Genomic DNA, 23889 nt, shown 5'->3' on the forward strand with positions numbered 1-23889 from the left:
GGCGCGGCGGGCCAGGACATGCATGCTTGACATTCCGCGCGAGGCCAGCAGCCCGCGCCCACCACGGAGCGGAAGCATGCGTGCGAAGAACCCGATCAAGCTCGTCTTGGCACTCGCCGTCATAATGGGCGGCATGGCCCAAGCAAACGACACCACGACTGCCGGCACGGCGGCACCCAGCGACGATCCCTATCTCTGGCTGGAAGATATCCACGGCACACGTTCGATGGACTGGGTGAAGGCCCAGAACACCGTCACGCAAAAGCAGTTCGCCGACAGCCAGGAATTCACCAAGACGCGCGATCGCATCCTGGAAGTGCTGGATTCCAACGCACGCATTCCCTATGTCGAACGGCGCGGCGATTACCTCTACAACTTCTGGCAGGACAAGACGTATCCGCGCGGCATCTGGCGCCGCACCACGCTGGCCGAATACCGCAAGTCCGATCCGCACTGGGAAGTGCTGCTGGACATCGACGCGCTGAACAAGGCCGAAGGCAAGCACTGGGTGTTCAAGGGCGGCGATTGCCTGAAACCGGCATACACGCGCTGCCTGGTCTCGCTGTCGCCGGGCGGCGGCGACGCGGTCGAAGTGCGCGAGTTCGATATCCCCAGCAAATCCTTCGTGAAAGGCGGCTTCGAATTGCCGGTCGCGAAAACGCAGGCCAGCTGGATCGACGACAACCATATCTACGTCGGTACCGATTTCGGGCCGGGTTCGATGACGTCGTCGAGCTATCCGCGCATCGCAAAAGTGTGGACGCGCGGCACGCCGCTCAGCGCTGCGGTCACGGTGTACGAAGGCAAGACCGACGATCTTGCCGTCAGTGCCTCGCACGATCGCACGCCGGGCTTCGAACGCGATTTCATCAGCGTGGCGCACGACTTCTTCCACAGCGACACGTATCAGCTCAAGGACGGCAAGCTGATCCACCTGGACGTGCCCTCCGACGCCGCCAACGCGGACCCGCACCGCGAATGGCTGTTGGTGCAGTTGCGTTCGGCATGGACAGTCGGCGGCGCCACCTACCCGTCCGGCGCGTTGATTGCCATCAAGTACGACGATTTCATGGCCGGCAAGCGCCAGTTCACCACGCTGTTCGCGCCCGACGAACACACCGCGCTGTCCAACTATGCCTGGACGCGGCATCACCTCATCCTCGACATCATGGACGACGTGAAAAGCCGCCTCGACGTGCTGACCCCAAAAGACGATGGCACCTGGGCGCGCGAAGACATGCCTGGCGCGCCGCAATTCAGCACTGTCGAGGTCGTCGATACCGATCCGGACAACAGCGACGAATACTGGCTGAGCGTGACCGGCTTCCTCACGCCTTCGTCGCTCGAGCGCGGCGTGCTGGGCGAGGATCAGGCGCAGACGATCAAGCAGAGCCCCGCATTTTTCGATGCCTCCAGATTCGAAGTAAGCCAGCACTTCGTCGCTTCGCGCGACGGCACAAAAGTGCCCTACTTCGAGATCGCGCCGAAGGGCATGAAGCTCGATGGCGGCAACCGCACGCTGCTTTATGGCTATGGCGGATTCGAAGTGTCGCTGCAGCCGTTCTACAGCGGCAGCATGGGTCGTGCATGGCTGGAGCGCGGCGGCGTGTATGTCATCGCCAACATCCGCGGCGGTGGCGAATACGGACCGCGCTGGCACCAGGCGGCACTGCAGGCCAACCGTTTGCGCGCCTATGAGGATTTCGCGGCTGTCGCGCAGGATCTGGTCAAGCGCGGCGTCACCTCGCCGGCACATCTGGGTGCCGAAGGCGGCAGCAACGGCGGCCTGCTGATGGGCAACATGCTTACGCTTTATCCGCACTTGTTCGGCGCCATCGCCTGCGAAGTGCCGCTGCTGGACATGAAGCGCTATACGCACCTTTCCGCAGGCGCATCGTGGATCGCCGAATACGGCAATCCGGACGATCCCAAGCAGTGGGACTTCATCAAGACGTTCTCGCCGTATCAGAACGTGAAAGCCGACGCGACCTATCCGCCGGTGCTCTTCTACACCACCACCAGCGACGATCGCGTGGGTCCGGTGCAGGCGCGCAAGATGGCCGCCAAGATGGAAGGCATGGATTACAAGAACGTGTGGTTCTTCGAGAACACCGAAGGCGGCCATGGTGCCGGCGCGGACAATAAACAGACCGCGTACATGCATGCGCTTGCCTACACCTTCCTGTGGGATCGCCTGCAGTAAGTGCTTGAAAGCATCCGGCTGCGTCGCAGCCGGATGCCTTGCTGTGGCATGCTTTCCCGATGAAATCGCATCTCCCCATCCGCCCTGAACTACGCGACTGGATTCTTTCCACGACCCGCGCCGGCCACAGCGTCGATGCCGTCCTCAAGCTGATGCAGGACTCCGGCTACGACCCGCGGCAAAGCCGCACGATCGTCGCCACCGTGCTCAACATGCCGATCTCGGCGCTCGATGCTCATGCGCAGCCGGCAAAGAGCCAGGGCCGCCGCACGCGCCATCCCGAACCGCCGCAGGCGATCGCCGAAGGACGCACCATCGATGTCTCGCTGAGCGTCGAGTCGCCTGTCTTGCGCGTGCTCAACAACCTGCTGTCGCAGGGGGAATGCGAAGCGCTCATCCTCGAAGCGAAACCGCGCCTGCAACGCGCCATGACGGTGGACAGCGGCGGCAAGCAACAGGTGGATGCGCGCCGCACCAGCGAAGGCATGTTCTTCGGCATCGGCGAAACGACGCTCGTCAAGCGCATCGAGCAACGCATCGCCACGTTGTTGAGCATTCCCGTCGATCACGGCGAGGGTCTGCAGGTGCTGCATTACCTGCCGGGTCAGCAATACGAGCCGCATCACGACTGGTTCGATCCGGAGCAACCCGGCTTCGCCGCCATCACCGCCAAGGGCGGCCAGCGCATCGCCAGCGTGGTGATGTATCTCAACACGCCGGAAGCCGGCGGCGGCACGGCCTTTCCTGAAATCGGACTCACCGTGACCGCGTTACGCGGTTCAGCCGTCTATTTCGCCTATGACACGGGCGATACGGCATCCCTGCACGCGGGCCTGCCGGTCTTGAAGGGAGAAAAGTGGATTGCCACCAAATGGCTGCGCGAGCGACCCTTTCAGGCGCCCTCGCGCAAGTAGCGTGATAAATCCGTTTAGTCGCGGCGTACCGCCCAGCGCGCGCCGTGCGCAATAGACACCCCAATGATCAAATGCACCACGACGCTGCCGACGATCCAGCTCGGCACGACAGGCCCTTTCGGTGCCGCCGACAGCGGCAGCACGATGAAATTCATCACCACGAACAGCACCACGCCATAGAGCAAACCGTACTGCCAGGGTCGTTCGCGCAGCACGTGCATGCGCGTACTGATTGCGTAGTACGCGCCCACCATGATGGACATCATGAAATATTGCAGCAGCGCGCCCAGCACGACGGTGGGCGCTCCTCCGGCAAACGAACGCTTGCCGAGCAACCCCGCTGCAATGTTCTGCACCAGGCGCGACCATGGCACGGCGTACAGCTGATGCCAATAGGTGCACGCGAAAATCAGGTCCGCGGAGGCAAGCAGAAAAACCATCAGGGCTGCGGACGCGATGAAACGATTCACGGCGACGGCGCGCGAATCGGCATGGGCGATCGACATGGGCAAACGCTCTTCAGTTTGGCGAAAGATGACAACGGTTTCGCGGCTCAATTAAGAAGAACCCGCGGGGTGGCGGCTTCAAGCCACCCCGCGGGGGCGGGGACTGTGGGAGACATCGCCGCCGAGGTTCCAGCCTGGGGAGGGGCCGGGAAACTTTTCTGAATCAGCGACGAATTCAGACTAGGTATGTAGACACATTCCCTCCATAGCCAATTGCTCGTAATTTCCAGGTACCAATTGGAGGGTATCGCGTGTACCTAGAACTGGATGGGCGAGGACCGCTCTACGATCAGCTGACACGTGCGCTGAAAGCTTCCATTCTCGATGGTCGGATCGTCGCAGGCACCCAGTTGCCGCCAACCCGGGAATTGGCCGACGAACTCGAGCTTTCGCGCACCACGGTGCTGGCCGCCTACGAACAACTGCGCGCCGAGGGTTACATCGACGGCCGCGTCGGTTCAGGCAGCTATGTCAGCGACCTGCGCGCCAAACCGGTGCTGCACCACATCCAGACTCAAATCCCTGCGCCCTCCCGCTATGCGCAACGCGCGCGCGAAGTGCGCAACTGGGACATTCCGCGCATTCATCGCGATCTTCGTTACAACCTGCAATACGGCAATCCGCAGCTCAATCCGGCACTCAACAATGCGTGGGGACGCGAGCTGGCGCGTGCGGCGGCCTACACGCGATTGAACGTCAACGAAGTGGCCGGCTTGGGGGCGCTGCGCAAGCAGACATGCGACTACCTCGCACGCCGACGCGGCGTGCATGCAGAACCCGACGACGTGTTGATTGTCGGCGGCACGCAACAAGCCATCGACCTCGCGGCACGCGTGCTGCTGAACGAAGGCGATCGTGTCGTGCTGGAGGAACCTCACTATTTCAGCGCGCATCAGGCGCTGGTGGCTCACGGTGTCGATTTGGTTCCGGTGAATACCGATGACGAAGGCCTGATCTGCGAGCGGCTTCCCGCCGAGCCGCCGCGACTGATTTATGTCACGCCCTCGCACCACTTTCCGACCGGCGCCGTCATGTCGCTGCAACGCAGGCTCGAACTCCTGCGCTACGCGACAGAACACGACTGCTGGATACTCGAAGACGACTACGACGGCGAATTCCGCTACGACGCGCATCCGCTGGCCGCGCTGAGGGCGCTGGACGAGAGCGATCGCGTGATCTACGTCGGCACCTTCTCCAAGGTCATGTTCGGCGGCCTTCGCCTTGCGTACATGGTATTGCCCACCGCGCTTCGCGTCGATTTTCTCAATGCGAAATATCTCGGCGACATCGCCTGTCCGATCATCGAACAGGCTGCGCTGGCCCGCTTCATGGAAGACGGCGGCTTCGAACGCCATCTGCGCCTGGCGCGCAAGGAATTGAAGGTACGCCGCGAAACCCTGATCGCCGGGCTGAAAGAACATGCCCGGGATCGCATCGAGATCAGCGATACGCCCGCCGGCATGCACGTCGTCGTCTGGTTGCGCGGTTACGATCGGGCCCGCTGCGAAGCGCTGACCGCGTATGCGCACGAACGCGGCCTGGGCCTGTATCCGATGAGTCCGCTTTACATCCATCCGCCCGCGCAGCAGGGCTTGATCCTCGGTTATTGCGGACTTTCCGTGGCCGAACTGCGCGAAGCCATGCAGTTGTTCGGCCAGTGCCTGGATCATTTCGACGCGGCCTGATCGCTCCTTCCCCGCACGCAGCCTGCCGTCCAACTCGACACCTGCCTGAACGACACGGCGTCCCGCAGCCCCGTCTTGGTGCGCTGCGGCAAGGTTTGCCGTATCCTGAGCAGCTTTCCCCGCTTCGGATAGATGTAAGGAGTGCCCCATGGGCCTGGATATGGTTAGCGCCGGCCGCGACGTGCCGCACGAAATCAACGTCGTCATCGAGATTCCCAAGGATGCGGAACCGGTCAAATACGAGGTGGACAAGGAAAGCGGAGCGATCTTCGTCGATCGCATCCTCTCCACTCCCATGCGCTACCCCTGCAACTACGGCTACGTGCCGGGCACCCTCGGCGGCGACGGCGATCCGCTCGACGCCCTGGTGATCCTGCCCCTGCCGCTGGTCCCCGGCTCCGTGATCCGCTGCCATCCCGTCGGCATGCTGAAGATGACCGACGAAGCCGGCAACGACGAAAAGCTGATCGTGATCCCCTCGCCCAAGATCTTCCCCGGTTACGCCCACATCAACGACATCAAGAGCGTCTCCGCGCACTGGCTGGAACGCATCGGCCACTTCTTCGAGCACTACAAGGACCTCGAGAAGGGCAAGTGGGTGAAGGTGGAAGGCTGGGTCGGCGCCGAGGAAGCCAAGGCCGAAATCAAGGCCGGCGTCGAACGCGCGAAGAAATAAAAAGCTGAAATGCACAAAAAACGCGTCGCCTAACGGCGGCGCGTTTTTTTGTGCCTGTCATTTGTTCTTCGCTCTTCAGGTTTTGCTTTTGTGAAGAGTGCGCGCAACGCGCGCATCGGGCCCCGTAGGCGGTGAGTGAGCTGGGGACGAAAAGCCCCGCCCCAGCTCACGCTTCGGAGGGCGTAAGCCCGTAGAGCACCGCATCCCGGTTCATCCATTTGGACGTATAAACACGCCGTACCGTTTCCTTTCCACCGTACGTCACGCGCCTGCTGTCTCAACCCCATCTTTTTCGATTGATTTGCGGAGACATCCCCCATGAAAGCCGTCGCTTTTACGCGTTACCTGCCGATCGACGACCCTCAATCGCTGGTCGACGTGGAACTGCCGAAACCGGAGATCGGGCCCCACGACCTGCTGGTTCGCGTCGAAGCCGTTTCGGTCAATCCGGTCGATACCAAGGTTCGCTCGCCGAAGCCGCAGGTGGAATCGCAGCCGCGCATCATCGGCTATGACGCCGCGGGCACGGTCGAAGCGGTCGGCGCCGAGGTGAACGGATTCAAAGCGGGTGACGAGGTGTATTACGCCGGCGACATCACCCGGCCCGGCAGCAATGCGCAGTATCAGGCTGTCGATGCGCGGATCGCCGCCCATCGTCCACGCCGCCTTGATGCCTGCGCCGCAGCCGCGTTGCCGCTCACTGCCATCACGGCATGGGAACTGCTGTTCGAACGCATGCCTTACAACAGTGAAAACGGTGGTGAAGGCAAGTCGCTGCTGATCATTGCCGGCGCCGGTGGCGTGGGCTCCATCGCGATCCAGCTGGCGCGACGCGCCGGCTTCACGGTGATCGCCACGGCATCGAGGCCGGAGACGCAGGCGTGGTGTCGCGCCATGGGCGCGCAGCATGTGATCGATCATCGTCAGCCGTTGACGCCGCAGCTGGCCGCACTGGGCTTCGAGCAAGTCGATGCGGCACTCAATCTCGCCAAGAGCGAGCAGTACTGGACAGAGCTTGGCGAACTGCTCGCGCCGCAAGGTCATGTCGGCCTGATCGTCGAACCGGCGACGCCCTTGAATATCGGCGACCCCTACAAAGCCAAGTGCATCGGCATCCATTGGGAAATGATGTTCGCGCGTTCGCGCTTCAAGACGCCCGACATGGCCGAACAAGGGCGCATCCTTGCGCGTGTGGCCGCGCTGATCGATGAAGGCGAATTGCGCGGCATTCAGCGCGAAGTCCTGAGTCCGATCAACGCGGAAAACATGCGCGAAGCACATCGCCGGCTCGAATCGGGCACTACCATCGGCAAGCTGGTGATATTGGGCTGGTAAATAGCTTTATTACGGCACGTCGTAATCAAAGATATAGGCGTGCCTTCCCTGCTCGATCTGGATTTGCATGGAGCCGGTGAGTCCCGTCAATGCATCCGTCCCCGAATCGGGTACGACGGTGATCGACAGTTGCGGCACACCGCGATTCATGGTGCCGGTGTGCTGCAGCACGAAGCTTCCGCGCTTGCCATGCAGCGTGCCGGTCACGCGCTCGATGGCGACATAGCCGGCCGAACCCTGCACGTTGCCCATGGCCGACAGCATTTCGCCGAGGCTTGTCGCCTCCAGATCGCCATGGAACTCTTTGTTGATGGTCTGTCGCCCGAGATTGGCCTGCTCGATGCCCGATGCGGCCGGTTGGGGCGCGAGTTTCACTTCGAAGGGTCCGCTTGCCTGCATGATGAGATTCTCCAGTCGCTTTCCGGTCGTGACCTTAGTACAAGGTACCTCCATGGCGATTGGAAAAACGCGACAATTTGGCGATGACCGGACCCGCTCATCATGAGCACCGACATAGGCAAACCGCGCGGCGTGCTGCGCCAGCGGCTGGAACACGGCGAATTCCAGCATGCCCGCCAAGCACCCTCGCCCGCGTTGGCCGGCCTGATCGAGCACTACTGGCATGTGTCGTGGGATCTGCGCGACCTGCCCGCGCAGCAGCAGGAAACCCTGCCTCATCCGAACGTGCAGTTCGTGGTGGAGCCAGGAGTGACCGGCATTTATGGCGTGCACACGGGACGATTCATTCGCGTGCTTGAAGGACAGGGCCGCGTATTCGGCATCAAGTTCAAGGCTGGCGGCTTCTTTCCCTTTTACGGTGCCCCGGTTTCTGAGCTGATGGATCGTTCTCTCGAACCGTCTCGCATTTTCGACGACGACGCCACGCGCTTCGAATCGGACATCTTCGCCGCACCGGACATGGATGCCATGTCGACGCTCGCCGAACGGCTTCTGCTGGCACATCGACCTCCCGATGATGCTAACGTCGCACGCGTGAGCACGCTGGTCGCCCACATCGCGGCAGACAGAGACCTCACGTCGGTCGACAAGCTGGTAACGCAGACCGGACTCACCAAGCGCGCGCTGCAGCGGCTGTTCCATCAATACGTCGGCATCGGTCCCAAGTGGGTGATCAACCGCTACCGGATTCACGAAGCCGTGGCGCAATTGCAGGCGGGCACACCCATAGCCTGGACGGAACTCGCGCTAAAGCTGGGTTATTTCGACCAGGCGCACTTTATCGGCGATTTCCGCAAGCTGGTCGGGCGTTCACCTACCGAATACGCGCGGGCCGAAGGTCAATCCGGCACCTGACGACAGTTTCTGTTCTATTGCTTTCCGCTTCGGACTGCTTGCAGTTAGGGAACTTGTCCAATCCCTCTCCCATCCGGGAGAGGGATTTTGTACGAGTGACACTGCCGGGCGGCATCACGCCTTGTGATAAACCTCCGCGCCTTGCGCGCGGAATTCGGCCGACTTCTCGGCCATGCCTTCGTCCAGCGCGGCGACTTCGTCGACGCCGTGCTCGGCCGCGTAATCGCGCACGTCCTGCGTGATCTTCATCGAGCAGAACTTCGGCCCGCACATGGAGCAGAAGTGCGCCGACTTGTGCGCATCCTTCGGCAGCGTTTCGTCGTGGAATTCGCGCGCCTTTTCCGGATCGAGACCGAGGTTGAACTGGTCGTCCCAGCGGAATTCGAAACGTGCCTTGCTGAGTGCGTTGTCGCGCACCTGCGCCCCGGGGTGGCCCTTGGCGAGATCCGCGGCATGCGCGGCGATCTTGTACGCGATGATGCCATCGCGCACGTCCTGCTTGTTCGGCAGGCCCAGATGCTCCTTCGGGGTGACGTAGCAGAGCATCGCGGTGCCGAACCAGCCGATCATCGCCGCGCCGATGGCGCTGGTGATGTGGTCGTAGCCGGGTGCAATGTCGGTGGTCAACGGCCCCAGCGTGTAGAACGGCGCCTCGTGGCACTTCTCCAGCTGGCGCTCCATGTTTTCCTTGATCAACTGCATCGGCACGTGGCCGGGGCCTTCGATCATGGTCTGCACGTCGTGTTTCCACGCGATCTGCGTGAGTTCGCCCAGCGTATCGAGTTCACCGAACTGCGCGGCGTCGTTCGCGTCGGCGATGCAGCCCGGACGCAGGCCGTCGCCGAGGCTGAAGGACACGTCGTACGCCTTCATGATCTCGCAGATTTCCTCGAAGTGCGTGTAGAGGAAATTTTCCTTGTGATGCGCGAGGCACCATTTGGCCATGATGGAACCGCCGCGCGACACGATGCCGGTCACGCGCTTGGCGGTCAGCGGCACGAAGCGCAGCAGCACGCCCGCGTGGATGGTGAAGTAATCCACGCCCTGTTCGGCCTGCTCGATCAGCGTGTCGCGGAACAATTCCCAGGTAAGGTCTTCGGCGACGCCGCCGACTTTTTCCAGCGCCTGGTAGATCGGCACGGTGCCGATCGGCACCGGCGAATTGCGGATGATCCACTCGCGCGTTTCGTGAATGTTCTTGCCGGTGGAAAGATCCATCACGGTGTCGCCGCCCCAGCGGATCGACCACACGAGCTTTTCCACTTCTTCGGCGATGCCCGACGACACGGCGCTGTTGCCGATGTTCGCGTTGATCTTGGTGAGGAAGTTGCGGCCGATGATCATCGGCTCGCTTTCCGGATGGTTGATGTTGGCGGGAATGATGGCGCGGCCGCGCGCCACTTCGTCGCGCACGAATTCCGGCGTGATCAGCTTCGGCAGCGATGCGCCATACGACTCGCCCGGATGCTGCGTGCGCAATGCGCTGTTCTGCAGCGCTTCGATACGCTGATTCTCGCGAATGGCGATGTATTCCATTTCCGGCGTGACGATGCCGCGACGCGCATAGTGCATCTGCGTGACATTCGCACCGGCCTTCGCGCGCAACGGCTTGCGAATGTGCGCGAAGCGAACGGGATCGAGCTTCGCATCGGCGGCGCGCTCGCGACCGAACTTGGAACTGAGGCCGGACAGTTCTTCCACATCGCCACGCTCGGCGATCCAGCCTGCGCGCAGTGCGGGCAAGCCCGCTGCGAGATCGGCGGTGTAGTCGGGATCGGTGTAAGGACCGGAGGTGTCGTAAACGGTAACCGGCGGATTCGTCTCGCCACCGAACAGCGTGGGCGTCTGCGCCTGGCAGATTTCGCGCATCGGCACCTTCAGGTCCGGACGACTGCCCTGCACGTGAATCTTGCGCGAGCCCGGAATGGGTCGCGTCACGGCTTCGGAGAGTTCTTGTGCGGCGCGCACCAGATCGGAGGGCAAGGCATTCATCGGCATTCGTCCTTCAGCTATCCGCACGGTTTGCGCGGAGTTCGTGCGGAATCCGCACAGGATCGAAGCGACGGCGCCCACGCACGATGTTCCGTGCGGCGAAGCTCCCTACACCGGTGCTAACCGGATCAGGTTCGAAGGGTGTCTCTCAGCCGACTGCGGTCGGCACCCCCGCTTCCTTAAGTGCTTATTGGAACACGAAGCGGGGGCAGTGACGAGTGCGGACTCACCGCGGGGCGTAGGCGCGCAGAAACATGGCAACGCCAGCAAGGGCGTTTTCCTCGATTTCCTTCGCATAGGCCTGCGCGCAATCGGCGCAGCCGAACATACGGCGCATCATCATGTCGCCCTTGATCAGCGACATGAACTGGACGCTGGCGCGCGACACGTCCTGAATATCGAGCTTGCCCGTATCGGCGGCCTGCTGCAGCAGGCGCTCCATCAGGGCGCGCGTACGCATGGGGCCTTCTTCCCACATCAACTTGCCGTAGCGGGGGTTGCCCTGGCGGCAATCGCTGAGAATGGCGCGGAACGTGCCCACGTTTTCCGGATCGCAATCCAGATGCGCGTGGATGAGGGCGACGCGGTTGAGGATGTCGCCGATCTTCGCGCTGGGGTCGAAGCCATAGGTTTCTTCGGGCAACAAGTCCTGGATGCGCGCGCGGATGACCTCGCGGAACAGGTTGTCCTTGTCGCCGAAATGGCTGTAGACGGTCAGCTTGGAAACGCCGGCTTCGGCGGCGATCGCATCCATGCTGGTGCCGGCGAAGGCGTTGCGAATGAACAGAGCCTTGGCAGCCTCAAGGATTGCCGCACGCTTTTCCATGTCCTTCGGGCGACCTGGCCCGTGCGCCTTGGGAAGCGGGATCGAGTTCATGGTTGCACCTTCACAAATCTAAAAACCCAATTTATTATACGGGACGGTTTAATTATTTTCTGAATGATACCCAATTCTCGCCCCATGTGCTCAACCACCCCCGAATTGACGCTCAGCGCCCCGTACCGCCAGGCGCAGCGTTTGCTGGCGATCTGGCTGGAGCGCGACCGTATCCAGGCGCGGCGCCAGGCCTTTGCCCTACGCACGGCGGTGGCGGCATTGAATGCTACGGAGCGGCACAGCCTGTCACGCTGGCTGGCATGGCTGTGCGTGGCGGGCGCAAGCCAGGGGGAGTCGATCCTCGGGCGGATCCGGCAGCTGGACGATATGCTCGGCAAAAGTACTTTCGACGCGCTTTCGCGCCTGCCCGTCAGCGTGCCGTTTTTGGTGGTTCGACAGCATTGGAAAAGTGCGTAAGTGTCCGCGGACACAGCTAGTTTCATGACTTACGTCAGGTCGTCGCGATGACTTCCGGCACTTCGTCGACGATGGGTATGCCCGCACCCTAACCATTGTCGGAACAGGGGCTAAGCGCTTATCCTTTTTGACCTTTTTTCCGATCCCCAAAGGCTTGTTTTCTCATGGCGATGAACTTCGATCAGGCGCGTCAAAACATGGTTGAGAACCAGGTGCGCCCCTGGGAGGTGCTGGATGGCCGCGTGCTCGATGTGCTCAGCCGCGTCCGCCGCGAGGAATTCGTCGCGCCGGCGCATCGTCAGCTGGCTTTTGCCGACCTGAGCCTGCCGCTCGGCCATGGCGAAGTGATGATGAAGCCGGTACTGGAAGGCCGCGTGCTGCAGGCACTCGAGCTGAAGCCGGAAGATCAGGTGCTGGAAATCGGCACCGGCTCGGGCTTCCTCACCGCCTGCCTGGCCAGCCTCGCCGCGCACGTGACCAGCGTGGACATCCACCCCGACTTCACCGCCACCGCCGGCCAGCGCCTGCAGGCCGCCGGCATCGGCAATGTGCAGCTGGCGACGGGCGAGGCCGTCAACGGCTGGCAGCCGCAGGGCACGTTCGACGCCGTGGTTGTCACGGGCGCCGTCTACCGTATTCCGGACCGCTTCCTGGGCTGGCTGAAGCCTGGCGGCCGCCTGCTCGTCATTCGCGGCGAGTCGCCGGTGCAACAGGTCGTGCTGCTCACCCACGAGGGCAACGGCCGTTACCGGGAAGAGAGCTTGCTCGAAACCGACCTGCCCTACCTCGCTAACGCAGAACCACCCCGCCGTTTCGTTTTTTAACCCCGCTACCGACCCCGAAACCTACGAGGCGAATCATGCGCTTGAAGCTTCTGACCCTTGCCCTGACGATGGCTGCAGTGTCCCTGCCCAGCCACGGCGAGGATTTGCTGGATGCATACCGTCAGGCGCGTGCAAACGACCCTGTCCTGGCCCAGGCCGATGCCACCCGACTTGCCGTGCACGAAGGCGTGCCGCAGGCGCGCGCGTTGTTGCTGCCGCAGATCAACGGCTCGCTGAGCCTGCAGCAGCAGAGCGGCGGCGCTCTGTCGAACAACTCGAACAACAACAACAGCACCACCGGTGGAAACGGCGACTTTGGACACATCCGCTCGCGCACGATCGGCGCCGAAGTGGATCAGACCATCCTGAACCTGGCCGACATCGCCAACCTGCAGGCCGCGCACTCGACCTCCGATGCGCAACAGAAAACGTACGACGCCGCGGCGCAGGATCTCTTCATCCGCGTGGCCACCGCGTACTTCACGGTGCTGAGCGACGAAGATCAGCTGGCCTACGCCAAGGCGAACGAAGAGGCCTTTCGCGTGACCTACGATCAGGCCGATCAGCAGTACAAAGTCGGTATCGCGGCGGTCACCAACGTCTATCAGGCCAAGTCGTTCTACGAGTCGGCCAAGGCGACCACCATCACAGCGGAAAATACGCTCGCCAACGACCGCCAGGCGCTTACCGTGATCACCGGCCAACCCGTGGGTGATCTCAAGAAGCTGAGGCCCGAGCTGCCGATGGATGCACCCACGCCTTCCGATCCGCAGGCCTGGGTCGACATGGCCATGAAGAACAACCCCACGCTGCAGTCGGCGCAATTGTCGGTCGATGCCGCGGACCACAGCGTCAACGCGGCGCGCGCCGGCCACCTGCCGACGATCACCGCCAGCCTCAGCCACTCGAAAACGACCGCGTGGTTCGAGAACGGCAGCTACAACGCGGCCGGCAATGGCCGCTGGGGCAACACCATCGGCGTGACGCTGTCCGTGCCGATCTTTTCCGGCGGCCTGACGCAATCGAAGGTTCGTCAGTCGATCGACCAGCGCGAGGAAGCGAAGGACTCGCTGGAATTGACCCGTCGCCAAACGATCCAGAACACCCTGAACTTCTACAACTCGGTGAACTCGGAGATCAGCGAAGTGCAATCGGGCAAGGCTGCCGTGGACGCCGGCCAGAAAGCGCTGGATGCCACGAAGGCGGGCTTCCAGGTCGGCACGCAGATCATGCTGGATGTGCTGACCGCGATTCAGACCCTGACGCAGGCGCAAAGCCAATACTCGGTGGCGCGTCACACGCTCGTGCTCGATCGGCTGCTGCTCAAGCAATCCGCCGGCACGATCGAATACCAAGACATGGAATACGCCAACTCGCTGCTGCAGTAATCCTGCAGAAACTCGATAAAAAAGGCCGGGATCATCCCGGCCTTTTTTATTCCTGGAGCATGCGATCGATCAGCTTCATCACGCGACCTACAGCGCCACGCTCGCTGTCGAACACCACGCGCGCCTGCTGTCCCATCTGCTTGCAGCGCACCTCGTCCTGCAACAGCTCCAGCACCTCGCCACCCAGGGCTTCGCTTTGCAACACGCGCTTCGCACCACCGCCGCGAATCAGCGTGAGCGTGATTTCCTCGAAGTTGAAGGTATGCGGCCCGACCAGCACCGGCCGTGCCAAGGCAGCAGGTTCCAGCACATTGTGACCGCCGATCGGCACCAGGCTTCCGCCTACGAAAGCGAGATCGGACGCGGCAAAAAACGGCATCAGCTCGCCCATCGTGTCGATCAGGAAGACCTGATGCGACGCGCCGGGCACGAGATCCGCGCTACGCATCGCCATCGAAAAACCGAGACTGCGAACGGAGTGTTCGACGACGCGGAAACGCTCCGGATGACGTGGCGCGATCAACAGCAAGGCATCCGGCAACCGCTTCAGCACTTCCAGGTGCGCTTCGAGCACAGCCAGCTCTTCGCCCTCGTGTGTGCTCGCCGCGATCCACACGGGACGCAGCCGCCCCCATTGCTGACGAAAAACAGAGCCACCTTCCAACGCTCCAACCGGCACGGGCATATCGAACTTGAGATTGCCGCTTACCGTAACCTGCGCAGGGTCCGCACCGAGGAGGCGGTAGCGCGCGGCATCGGTGCGCGATTGCGCGGCGATCTGGCGCACGCAACGTAGGGCCGAACGCAGCAAGGCACGCATCGGCGCATAGCCGCGCAGCGAGCGGCCGGAGAGGCGCGCGTTGACGATCATCAGCGGAATGCCGCGGCGATGGCAGCCGAAATACAGGTTCGGCCAGATTTCGGTTTCCACGATCAGCGCCAGCCTCGGCCGCACCTGCTTGAGAAAGCGATGCACCGAAAACGGCAAGTCGTACGGCAGGTACACATGAAACACGCTGTTGCCGAACAGCTGATGCACGCGCGCCGAACCGGTCGGCGTGACGGTCGTGACGACCAGCGGCGCATTGGGATAATCGTCGCGCAAGGCCTTGATCAGCGGCTCGGCCGCGTTGACCTCGCCTACCGACACGGCGTGGACCCAGATGCTGCCGCGCAGGTCCGGCGCCTTGAAAATGCCGAAGCGTTCGGGCCAGCGCTGGTGATAGTTGCCGTAACGCATGCCGCGCGTCAGCAGCCGCATCACGATCAGCGGCGTGGCAAGGTACATGAGGATCGTATACAGGTAGCGCAACGGAGATTCCCGGCAGTGACGCGGCAGTATAAAGGCCCACTGCCCATAGCAGACCGGGACCCTGCCGGACCGCTACAATGCGTCGGATGCCCGGCACGCCTTATCCCGCCTTCACCCGCTCCCTGCTTGCTCCACGCCTCTGGCCGGCGTGGATCGGCGTGGGCATCATGAAACTGATCGCCATGCTTCCCATGAAGGTGCTGATGGCGATCGGACGCACCCTCGGCGCGATGATCGAGCGCTTCCCCTCGCCGCGGCGTCAGGTCGCCGCCACCAACGTCGCGTTGTGCTTTCCGGAACTGGACGCGCCCGCGCAGAAGCGACTGGTGGATGCCCACCTGCGCGACATCGGCATGATGCTGATCGAGTTCGCGCTCGGCTGGATGGGTTCCGATCGCGCGATCGCGCGCATCCCCGTGCAATTCGAAGGCCTTGAGCACCTTGAAGCCGCGCATCGCGAAGGACGCGGCGTGCTGCTGGTCGGCGGTCACTTCTCGCACCTGGAACTTTGTGCACGACTCGTATCGCAGCGCATCCGCATCGCGGGCATGTATCGCCGCATGGACAACCCGGTGTTCGAATGGTCCGTGCTGCGCGCACGCCTTGGTTACGCCCGTGCGATGTTCGACAAGGACGACATCCGCGGCACGGTGAAATACCTGCGCCAGGGCGGCACGCTCTGGTACGCGCCCGACCAGGACATGCGCAGCAAGGACAACGCCTTCGTGCCGTTCTTCGGCGTGATCGCGGCGACCATCAACGCCACCCATCATCTCGCGCGGATGTCCAACTCGGCGGTCATTCCGTTCTTCCATCGCCGTCTGCCCGGCAACCAGGGCTACGCGCTGCGGCTCGGAGCACCGCTGGAGAACATGCCGAGCAAGGACGCCGAGGCCGACACCGCCCGCATCAACCTGAGCATCGAGGACATGGTGCGCGAGGCACCGGAGCAGTATCTGTGGGTGCACAAGCGCTTCAAGACCCGTCCGGAAGGCGAACCACCGATTTACTGAAACCTGACAGGCCAGCGACAGGCACCCCCGGTACATAAGCTGGCTGGCTTTTCCCTACACCGCCCCCATGCCTCATCGCCACCCGCCCTATCGGTCGACCTGCCGCCCGGCTCAAGCGTTTGCCGTAAGCTCTTGCACGTGGCCCATATGGAGCGCCGCATGACCGCAACACCAGGACAGGCCGGCGCCTGTCCGATTTTCATGTACCACAACATCGCCCAGGCACCGCGCGGCCTGCGCCGCTGGCGCAGCCTGTACGTGAGTCCCGGCGCGTTCGCGCGCCAGATGTGGCTGCTCAAGCGGCTGGGTTACACGGGCTTGTCGATGTCCGATGCGATGCCTTATCTGCGCGGCGAGCGAAAAGGCCGCATCGCGGTGGTCACGCTGGACGACGGTTACGTCGACAACCTGGAATCCGCATTGCCGGTACTGCAGCGCTACGGCTTCACCGCGACCTGCTACGTGGTGAGCGGCAGTATCGGCCGCTATAACAACTGGGACGCGGAAAAACTCGGCATACAGAAACCGCTGATGACCGCCGCCCAACTCCGCGCCTGGCATCAGGGTGGCATGGAAGTTGGCGCGCACACGCGCAGCCATCCGCACCTGACCCAGTGCAGCGACGCGCAACTTCAAGACGAGATCGTTGGCAGCAAAGCCGACCTGGAAGACCACCTGGGCGCGCCAGTCACACAGTTCTGTTATCCCTACGGTGACATGAATGATCATGTCGCCGAAGTCACCCGCGCGGCCGGTTACGCGGCTGCCACCACCACGCACCGCGGTCGCGCGATCATCGGCACCGACCTGTGGCGTCTTCCGCGCGTGCAAGTGGCGCGACACCATGTGCTGCCGCAGTTCGCCATGCGTGCGTTTACCAACTACGAAAACAAGCGTTACGAGAGCAAACGCGCATGAAATTTCTTTTCGTCGGCACCAACCCGGAAAATACCGGGGCTGCCACGCACTTCGTGGCCCTGGCCCAGGCCATGGTCGAAGCGGGCCATCAAGTCAGCGCGGTCGTCTACCCGAACGGGTTGATCGCCAACAGCCTGGCCAGGTCGGGCGCGCGCCTGTATACCGCGAAGTTTCGCAACGTGTTCGATCTGCGCGGCTACTTCGCCACCTTCAAGGCGGCACGCGATCTTCGTCCCGACTGGCTGGTCGGCAATTTCGGCAAGGAATACTGGCCGCTGATTCTGATCAGTCGCTTGCTGGGCATTCCGGTGGCGTTGTTCCGTCATCGCACGCCGGCGATGGGGCGCGTTTCCGGCTATCTCGTGCCGCGTCTTGCGCAGCGCTTCTTTGCAGTGTCCAGTCATGCGCGCCAGGCGTATCTTGAACGCGGCGTTCCGCCGCAACTCGTGCGCGTGCTGTACAACCCGGTGAACATGGCGTGGTGCCAGCCCGATCCGCAAAAGCGCAGCGAGATTCTGCACGACCTCGGCATTCCGCAGGATGCGATCGTGCTGGGCTATTTCGGCCGCATCCACCACAGCAAGGGCATCTTTACCTTGCTCGAAGCGGCGGAGGGCGTGATGGCGCAGGAGCCGCGACTGCATTGCATGTGGCTGGGTCACGGTCCTGACTCGCAGTTGCTTGGCGAGCGCATCGACGCCGGCTCCTTTGCGCATCGGCATCACATGCTGGGCTGGATCGACGATGTGCATCCGTACTACAGCGCCATCTCGATGCTCGCGTTTCCTTCGATCGCGACCGAGACCTTCGGCCGTGTTTCGGTGGAGGCGCAGGCGGCGGGTGCGCCGGTGCTTGGCAGCAATATCGGTGGGATTCCTGAGACGCTTTCGACCAACGTGACCGGGATGCTCCTGCCGCCGGGCAATGTGGCGGCTTGGCGCAATGCGATTTTGCGCATGTGTGATACGGAAGTGCGCAAGCCGATGGGAGTTGCGGCGCGCGATTTTGTGGATCGGCATTTCAGTACGCGGGTGATTGCGGACGAATTTGTGCGGATTTTGGGCGACAGTTAACGCGCGCCTCGCGGTTCCGTTTCTTCCCGTCATCCCGGCGAAGGCCGGGATCCAGTGGCCTCGGTTTTTGGTTGAGCGTTATCTCCAGATTGCTCGCCTGCCGCGGGCTTTCGACCGTCTGCCGACGGCCGAGTCACTTTTCTTTGCGTGCTCAAAGAAAAGTAACCAAAAGAAAGAGCACCCCGGATGCGGTGCTCTCCGGGCTACGCCCTCCGAGGCGTGAGCTGGGGCCGGGCTTTTCGACAGGGCTCCTGCCCTGACAAAAAGGGATCGGCATCCATGCCGATCCCCCTGCGGGCCTGATCGTCCCCAGCTCACTCACCGCATACGGGGACCCGATGCGCGCGTTGCGCGCACTTTTTAAGAGCAAAAAAGCAGGCGCTGCAAGTCGCTTGGCTATCGCGATTTATCCTTCGCCCTGCGTGCTTCATGCAGCTTTGCGTATTTCAGGAAGACGTAGAACGCGCCAAGTACGCTGGCAATGAAACCGGCCCAGCCGCTCAGGAAATAACGCTTCAGCAGATATTGCCGGACAAAAAACAACGGTGGATAGATCACCATGCGAAAGCCGGTGAAGCGCTGCCCTCGGCGCAACTTGTGCGCGACCATGCCGCTGCTGTAGCGATTGATCTTTTCCACGCGCGTGGCGATGTCGCCATCGCCATTGTTGACGAAGTCCGCGCCCCACAACGTCTTGACCGGGCCACGCACTTCCACGGCCGCGTGCACTTCCACATCGTTCATACCGCCGCGTCTGCGGTTGAACAGGCGAAGATGGCCGTTGCGGTGGCTCCAGCGATGCTGCTCGGTCCAGAACATGCGTTCGCGGCGCGGCAGGCGGAAGCCCGCGTGTTTGGGATCATCCAAAGCGCGCTCGATGATGGCGCGTGTGCCGGGCGAGAGGATTTCGTCGGCGTCGAGATTCAGAACCCAGTCGTTGCGTGCCATGTCGTACGCACGCTGTTTCTGAGGACCGTAATCGTCGAACGGATGCACTTCCACGCGCGCACCATGCATGCGCGCGATCACGACAGTGCTGTCGGTGGAGCCGGAATCGAGCACCACGATCTCGTCCGCCCAATCCACTTCGCGCAGGCACGCATCGAGCGTGTCTGCGTTGTTGTAGGTGATCAGTACGACCGAGAGCAGCTCACGCGCCATGGCTCTGCTCCTTTGCCTGCGCGTACAGCGCCGCGCACCACAGGCCCAGCAACCACGCAAATAGTAAACCCCACCAGGCCGAATAAAACGCCAGGTGCGTATTGAGCGGAAAAAGCATCGCCACCAGGCAAACAGTCACCGGAAACGCTCCCTCGCGATCCACGACATCCGCACGACGCCACGCGCGCCAGGCCACGACGATAGCCGTCACCCATAGCAGCAATCCGATACCGCCGGTTTCGGTTAGGATTTCCAGCACGATCTGATGGGCATGGCAGGCACCCTCGCCTTCGCCGCAGGTTTCCGCCGTCATGAAGTGATCGTTCGCCGGCGCGTAATGCGGATAGGCGTAGCGGAAATCGCGCACGCCCACACCTGTGAACGGATGCGCCTCGATCATCGCCAGGCTGTTGCGCCAGATATCGAGCCGGCCGGTCATGGCTTCGTTGATATCTTGTTCGCTGCCGCCCAATGCGGTGAGCGTGTGTTGCATCCGGGTGTCGAATCGCGTGGAGGTCTTCCACGCGATTCCACCTGCGGCAAGGAGGATCACGGCGCCGATCGCGCAGGCGGCCATGAATCGCAGAGGCGACCCCGCCTCACGCCATGCGAAGAGCAACGCGACCACGCCAAAGCAGATCCAGGCGCCACGCGAGCCGCTCAACATCACCGGCCCCAGCAGCAGCAAAAATGCGACGATCAATCCCCGCAGGCCCCAACGCTTGCGTGCTACCCACAGGGCCAACGGCGAAAGCACCGACAAGGTCGGCCCCAGCTTGGGGTCGTCGGCGCCGAACAGACCCGAAATGCGCTGCGGCTCGGCATACCCGCGCAAGCTCCAGCCGGTAAGCATCTGCATCCACGCATCAAGCGTCCAGAACGCGATCACGACTGCCACGGCGACGTAGAAACCTTGCAGGCCGCGCTCGCCGCGAATGGCATGGCACGCATACAGACCCAGCGGTACGTAGCGCAGCAGCGCCAGCACCGTCGTCCAGCTTTTGCGGGGTTCCATCGCCGTGAACGACGAAAGCAGTGCCGCACCGATGTAGCAAGCGAGCAATGCCAGCAGCAGTCGCGCGTCGGCATGCCTGAGCAGTGCGCCGCCCTCGCGGCGCCATGCGACGATCACACCGACCAGGCACAGGAACGTGCCGAACTCCGCACTGCGCCAGAACGGCAGCAAGGCCACCACCAGCCAGAACGGCAGCAGCGGAGAGATCATCCGATTTTTCTGGGCCAGCGTAGAGGAACTCATGCAGGATCCGGAGCGACGATCCCTGCATTGTAGGCGAGTCGTCGCCGCCTACCGATCAGCCGGCCACTTCCTCGTAAAGCGCAAGCGCCGCGTGCTGCATGTCGATCAGGCGGTAACGGTGCAGCGGCGAAATGGGCGGGGCCACGCGCAGCAGTTCGGCGGCTCGCTCGACCAGACGCTCGCGATCGCCGGGTGGAACACGGCCGGCCGGATAGAGCTCGGCGAGCAGTTCGCCGACACCGCCGTGTGCGTAGCCGAGTACTGGGCGGCATAGCGAAAGCGCTTCCACCACCGTCCGGCCAAATGCTTCGGGTTTGTTCGACAGCTGCAGGATCAACGCCGACATGGCGTAGATGTCGCGCACGTCTTCGCGTGGCTGCGTCATCACGACCTGCGAGGCAATGCCGCGGGCTTTGATCAGATCTCCCAGCTCGCTGATGTACGCTTCGCGTCCCGGCTCGATCACGCCAAGCAGCAGCAGGCGCGTTTCGATGCCACGCTGCTTGAGTTCCGCCACCAGTTCGATGGCGTCGCGATGGCCCTTCAGGCGCGTACCGCGGCCGGGCAGCGTGAGCAACGGGGCCCCGGCCAGATTCGGGTACTGCGCAAAGAAGGCTTTCTGCCAGGCCTCGTCGGGCCGGTGACCATAGGGAAAGGCCGCCGGATCGATGCCGCGCGGGATGATGCGGATGCGCGCGGTGTCCAGATTGCGATAGTGGCTGATGAGGTAGTCGCGCACCGTCTGGGACACGACCACCACGCGCTCGCCGCGCAGCATGATGGCGCTGTAGCGGCCGGGCGAATTGAGACCGTGCACCGTGGTGACGAAGTGGGGCTTGGGCGACATGCCCTTGAGCGCCCACCAGCCCATCCAGGCCGGCAGCCGCGATCGAACGTGAACGACGTCCGGGCCTAGCTCGCGCAAGATGCGCCGCAAACGACCCAGACGCGCCAGGGTACCCAGCGACTTGCGACCGATGTCCAGCGTGATGTGCTCGCTGCCCTCGGCTTCGAGCTGGGCCGTCATGCGACCGCCCGCCGAGATCACCACCGAACGGTGGCCGGCCTGAACCAGTGCCTGCCCTGCCTCCAGCACGGAACGCTCCGCGCCGCCGGCGCGCAGCGCAGGGATCAGCTGCACTACGGTCAGTGCCCGGGCCGGCGTGGCGGCAACAGACATGGTTCCCTCATTTGCGACTCTCATCCATCAAAGCAAGCACCAATCGTGCCGGTAGGCGCCCAAAGACCCGGGCGGCGGCAGGCGATCAGTCACGCAGGACGTAATGTGCCCCGCAGTAAGGGCAAATGGATTCGCCACCGTCTTCGACGATGGGCAGATAAACCTTGGGATGAGAGTTCCAGAGCGCCATGCCGGGCATCGGACAGGACAACGGAAGGTCCGAACGCGTCACTTCGTAACGATTTTGGGCATTCGCCAGGATCGGCGTAACCGCCGCAGTGGAACCCGACATGGGACGTTGCTCCGGGTGAGACAGTGGGATCGAGAATGTTAGCAGGCCAGTGGCTGACATGGCCTAACCCGAGCTGTCCCCTGAATAAAAAAGCCTGCGCCGAACGGCGCAGGCTCCAGGGTCTTGCAGAGAAAACCGAAAAACTTACTTGCCGCCACCCGCGTGAGGCACCGCGCCTTCGGTGGTGATGGTGAGCTTGATGTCGTCGCTGACCATCGGCACGTAGGCGCCCATGCCGAAGTCCGAGCGCTTGAGGGTACCGCTGGCGTCGAAGCCGATCGCCTGCACCTTGAGCATCGGATGAACACCGGCCTTGTTGAGCGTCACGTCCAGGGTCACCGGCTTGGTGACGCCGTGCGCGTTCAGGTCGCCGACCACTTCGTACTTGTTGTCGCCCAGCGACTTCACGCTGGTGCTCTTGAAGGTGATCGTCGGGTACTTGTCGGCATTGAAGAAATCGGGCTCCTTCAGGTGCTTGTCCAACGCCGGCACGTGGGTGTCCAGCTTGCTCAGGGGCATGGTCACTTCCACCGACGAATTGGCGGGATTCTGGTCATCGAACACAAGCGTGGCATCGCTGATGCCGATATCGGCGACGGGGTTGGAGTAGCCGAAGTGGTTCCAGCTGAACAGCACCATGGTATGGCCGGGGTCGAGCTTGTAGGTCACCGGTGCGGCCTGGGCCGACAGAGCGGCTCCCAGCAGGCCAGCCAACAGGACGTAGCGGAACGTGCGCATAAATTTCTCCGAACGTGAGGATCAGGGGTTATCGGGGTAACAGCTGCGGATGGGCGATGGCTTTCCGCCCGCAAAACTTCCGGACGACCAGGTGCCAAGACAAGTGCCAGGGGTTCTGGTCATGCGGACAGACGACACGGATCACTCCACGCGGCACGCTTCGTCGAACGACAGACGCGGGCTGCGCGGGAACAGGTCACGGCTGGCATCGCCGTAACCGATATTGATGAGGAAGTTCGACTTGATCGGCGTACCGGCAAAAAACGCCTGGTCCACACCGGCGTTGTCGAAGCCGGACATCGGACCGCAATCCAGCCCCACCGAGCGCGCGGCCATGATGAGGTAACCACCCTGCAGGGTGCCGTTGCGGAACGCGGTGCGGTCGATCAGGTCCTGATTGCCGACGAACCAGCTGCGCGCATCGGCATGCGGAAACAGCTGCGGCAGCTTTTCGTAGAACTCATGGTCGGTGGCCACGATCGCCGTGACCGGCGCGGCCATCGTCTTGGCGCGATTGCCTTCGGAGAGGAACGGCTTGAGCTTTTCCTTGGCCGCCGCCGATTTCACGAACACCACGCGCATCGGCGAGCAATTCGCGCTGGTCGGACCGAATTTCGTCAATTCGTACAGCGCATGCAGCTTCTCGTCGGTCACTTCCTTGGGCAGGAAAGCGTTGTAGGTGCGGGCAGTGCGGAACAACTGATCCAGTGCTGCCTCGGCAAGCTTCTCGCTCATCGGTATCCTCTGCATGATAGACGCGCCGTCATGGCGCAACGGACAAGAGTGTAAGGGCAAGCCTGGCCACTCACGAGT

General features: G+C 62.7%; 23 protein-coding genes and 1 riboswitch. Of the genes, 12 read left to right on the forward strand and 11 right to left on the reverse strand.

Annotated elements, in window-relative coordinates; translation table 11 throughout:
* The first annotated feature begins 76 nt into the window (after positions 1-76).
* Together DWU99_RS18765 and DWU99_RS18770 are read left to right on the forward strand one after the other, a co-directional pair.
* On the forward strand, positions 77-2203 hold the full coding sequence (locus DWU99_RS18765) for a prolyl oligopeptidase family serine peptidase (protein WP_115479623.1): 2127 nt from the start codon (positions 77-79) through the stop codon (positions 2201-2203).
* 59 nt (positions 2204-2262) lie between these two features.
* Positions 2263-3117 carry a 2OG-Fe(II) oxygenase gene (locus tag DWU99_RS18770; protein WP_115479624.1) on the forward strand — a complete coding sequence of 285 codons (855 nt, stop codon included), beginning with the start codon at positions 2263-2265 and terminating at the stop codon, positions 3115-3117.
* Between the two features lie 14 nt (positions 3118-3131).
* Here the strand turns inward: DWU99_RS18770 and DWU99_RS18775 are convergent, their stop codons facing one another.
* Complete coding sequence (locus tag DWU99_RS18775; protein WP_115479625.1) at positions 3132-3623, reverse strand: DUF1129 domain-containing protein; 492 nt, start codon at positions 3621-3623, stop codon at positions 3132-3134.
* 251 nt (positions 3624-3874) lie between these two features.
* Between DWU99_RS18775 and pdxR the strand changes: the two genes are divergently transcribed.
* The 3 genes from pdxR (at position 3875) to DWU99_RS18790 (ending at position 7319) form a co-directional block, all read left to right on the forward strand.
* Complete coding sequence (gene pdxR, locus DWU99_RS18780; RefSeq protein ID WP_115479626.1) at positions 3875-5308, forward strand: MocR-like pyridoxine biosynthesis transcription factor PdxR; 1434 nt, start codon at positions 3875-3877, stop codon at positions 5306-5308.
* Between the two features lie 148 nt (positions 5309-5456).
* Positions 5457-5984 carry an inorganic diphosphatase gene (gene ppa / locus DWU99_RS18785; protein ID WP_115479627.1) on the forward strand — a complete coding sequence of 176 codons (528 nt, stop codon included), beginning with the start codon at positions 5457-5459 and terminating at the stop codon, positions 5982-5984.
* 318 nt (positions 5985-6302) lie between these two features.
* Positions 6303-7319 (forward strand): zinc-binding alcohol dehydrogenase family protein, encoded by a 1017-nt coding sequence (locus tag DWU99_RS18790; RefSeq protein WP_115479628.1) that lies wholly within the window; start codon positions 6303-6305, stop codon positions 7317-7319.
* 9 nt (positions 7320-7328) lie between these two features.
* Here the strand turns inward: DWU99_RS18790 and DWU99_RS18795 are convergent, their stop codons facing one another.
* The gene (locus tag DWU99_RS18795) at positions 7329-7718 is read right to left on the reverse strand and encodes a DUF3224 domain-containing protein (protein ID WP_115479629.1); all 390 of its coding nucleotides are present in this window, start codon (positions 7716-7718) and stop codon (positions 7329-7331) included.
* A gap of 102 nt (positions 7719-7820) precedes the next feature.
* Here DWU99_RS18795 and DWU99_RS18800 point away from each other — a divergent pair, with 102 nt between their 5' ends.
* Positions 7821-8633 (forward strand): helix-turn-helix domain-containing protein, encoded by an 813-nt coding sequence (locus DWU99_RS18800; RefSeq protein ID WP_115479630.1) that lies wholly within the window; start codon positions 7821-7823, stop codon positions 8631-8633.
* A gap of 114 nt (positions 8634-8747) precedes the next feature.
* Here DWU99_RS18800 and thiC read toward each other — a convergent pair whose 3' ends face one another.
* Entirely contained in the window at positions 8748-10625 is a 1878-nt protein-coding gene (thiC, locus tag DWU99_RS18805; protein ID WP_115479721.1) for a phosphomethylpyrimidine synthase ThiC, read from the reverse strand.
* Positions 10626-10713: 88 nt separating this feature from the next.
* Positions 10714-10808, reverse strand: a riboswitch (TPP riboswitch).
* 43 nt (positions 10809-10851) lie between these two features.
* On the reverse strand, positions 10852-11502 hold the full coding sequence (locus tag DWU99_RS18810) for a TetR/AcrR family transcriptional regulator (protein ID WP_115479631.1): 651 nt from the start codon (positions 11500-11502) through the stop codon (positions 10852-10854).
* Between the two features lie 141 nt (positions 11503-11643).
* Between DWU99_RS18810 and DWU99_RS18815 the strand changes: the two genes are divergently transcribed.
* The 3 genes from DWU99_RS18815 (at position 11644) to DWU99_RS18825 (ending at position 14131) form a co-directional block, all read left to right on the forward strand.
* Positions 11644-11919: a hypothetical protein gene (locus DWU99_RS18815; RefSeq protein ID WP_147292975.1), complete on the forward strand. Its 276-nt coding sequence runs from the start codon at positions 11644-11646 to the stop codon at positions 11917-11919.
* A 164-nt stretch (positions 11920-12083) separates the two neighbouring features.
* Complete coding sequence (locus tag DWU99_RS18820; protein ID WP_115479633.1) at positions 12084-12743, forward strand: protein-L-isoaspartate O-methyltransferase family protein; 660 nt, start codon at positions 12084-12086, stop codon at positions 12741-12743.
* A gap of 35 nt (positions 12744-12778) precedes the next feature.
* Positions 12779-14131 carry a TolC family outer membrane protein gene (locus DWU99_RS18825; RefSeq protein ID WP_115479634.1) on the forward strand — a complete coding sequence of 451 codons (1353 nt, stop codon included), beginning with the start codon at positions 12779-12781 and terminating at the stop codon, positions 14129-14131.
* A 46-nt stretch (positions 14132-14177) separates the two neighbouring features.
* On the opposite strand, the gene waaA is transcribed toward DWU99_RS18825, so the two are convergent.
* Positions 14178-15443 carry a lipid IV(A) 3-deoxy-D-manno-octulosonic acid transferase gene (waaA, locus tag DWU99_RS18830; RefSeq protein WP_115479635.1) on the reverse strand — a complete coding sequence of 422 codons (1266 nt, stop codon included), beginning with the start codon at positions 15441-15443 and terminating at the stop codon, positions 14178-14180.
* Between the two features lie 77 nt (positions 15444-15520).
* Here waaA and lpxL point away from each other — a divergent pair, with 77 nt between their 5' ends.
* From lpxL to DWU99_RS18845, 3 genes are all read left to right on the forward strand, one after another.
* Complete coding sequence (gene lpxL, locus DWU99_RS18835; RefSeq protein WP_115479636.1) at positions 15521-16456, forward strand: LpxL/LpxP family Kdo(2)-lipid IV(A) lauroyl/palmitoleoyl acyltransferase; 936 nt, start codon at positions 15521-15523, stop codon at positions 16454-16456.
* 159 nt (positions 16457-16615) lie between these two features.
* Positions 16616-17374, forward strand: coding sequence for a polysaccharide deacetylase family protein (locus DWU99_RS18840; RefSeq protein ID WP_233511216.1), 759 nt, complete (start codon positions 16616-16618; stop codon positions 17372-17374).
* On the forward strand, positions 17371-18447 hold the full coding sequence (locus DWU99_RS18845) for a glycosyltransferase family 4 protein (protein WP_115479637.1): 1077 nt from the start codon (positions 17371-17373) through the stop codon (positions 18445-18447). The genes DWU99_RS18840 and DWU99_RS18845 overlap by 4 nt, the downstream gene beginning before the upstream one ends.
* A gap of 396 nt (positions 18448-18843) precedes the next feature.
* Here DWU99_RS18845 and DWU99_RS18850 read toward each other — a convergent pair whose 3' ends face one another.
* From DWU99_RS18850 to DWU99_RS18875, 6 genes are all read right to left on the reverse strand, one after another.
* A complete protein-coding gene (locus DWU99_RS18850) occupies positions 18844-19608 on the reverse strand; it encodes a glycosyltransferase family 2 protein (protein WP_115479638.1) in 765 nt (254 codons plus the stop codon).
* Positions 19598-20866, reverse strand: coding sequence for an O-antigen ligase family protein (locus tag DWU99_RS18855; RefSeq protein ID WP_115479639.1), 1269 nt, complete (start codon positions 20864-20866; stop codon positions 19598-19600). The genes DWU99_RS18850 and DWU99_RS18855 overlap by 11 nt, the downstream gene beginning before the upstream one ends.
* 55 nt (positions 20867-20921) lie before the next feature.
* Entirely contained in the window at positions 20922-22046 is a 1125-nt protein-coding gene (locus DWU99_RS18860) for a glycosyltransferase (RefSeq protein ID WP_115479640.1), read from the reverse strand.
* An 85-nt stretch (positions 22047-22131) separates the two neighbouring features.
* On the reverse strand, positions 22132-22338 hold the full coding sequence (locus DWU99_RS18865) for a zinc-finger domain-containing protein (protein WP_115479641.1): 207 nt from the start codon (positions 22336-22338) through the stop codon (positions 22132-22134).
* A 144-nt stretch (positions 22339-22482) separates the two neighbouring features.
* A complete protein-coding gene (locus tag DWU99_RS18870; protein WP_115479642.1) occupies positions 22483-23076 on the reverse strand; it encodes a YceI family protein in 594 nt (197 codons plus the stop codon).
* A gap of 141 nt (positions 23077-23217) precedes the next feature.
* The gene (locus DWU99_RS18875) at positions 23218-23811 is read right to left on the reverse strand and encodes a malonic semialdehyde reductase (protein WP_115479643.1); all 594 of its coding nucleotides are present in this window, start codon (positions 23809-23811) and stop codon (positions 23218-23220) included.
* Positions 23812-23889: the final 78 nt, after the last annotated feature.

The sequence above is a fragment of the Dyella psychrodurans genome (assembly GCF_003363265.1).
Lineage (GTDB): Bacteria > Pseudomonadota > Gammaproteobacteria > Xanthomonadales > Rhodanobacteraceae > Dyella_B > Dyella_B psychrodurans.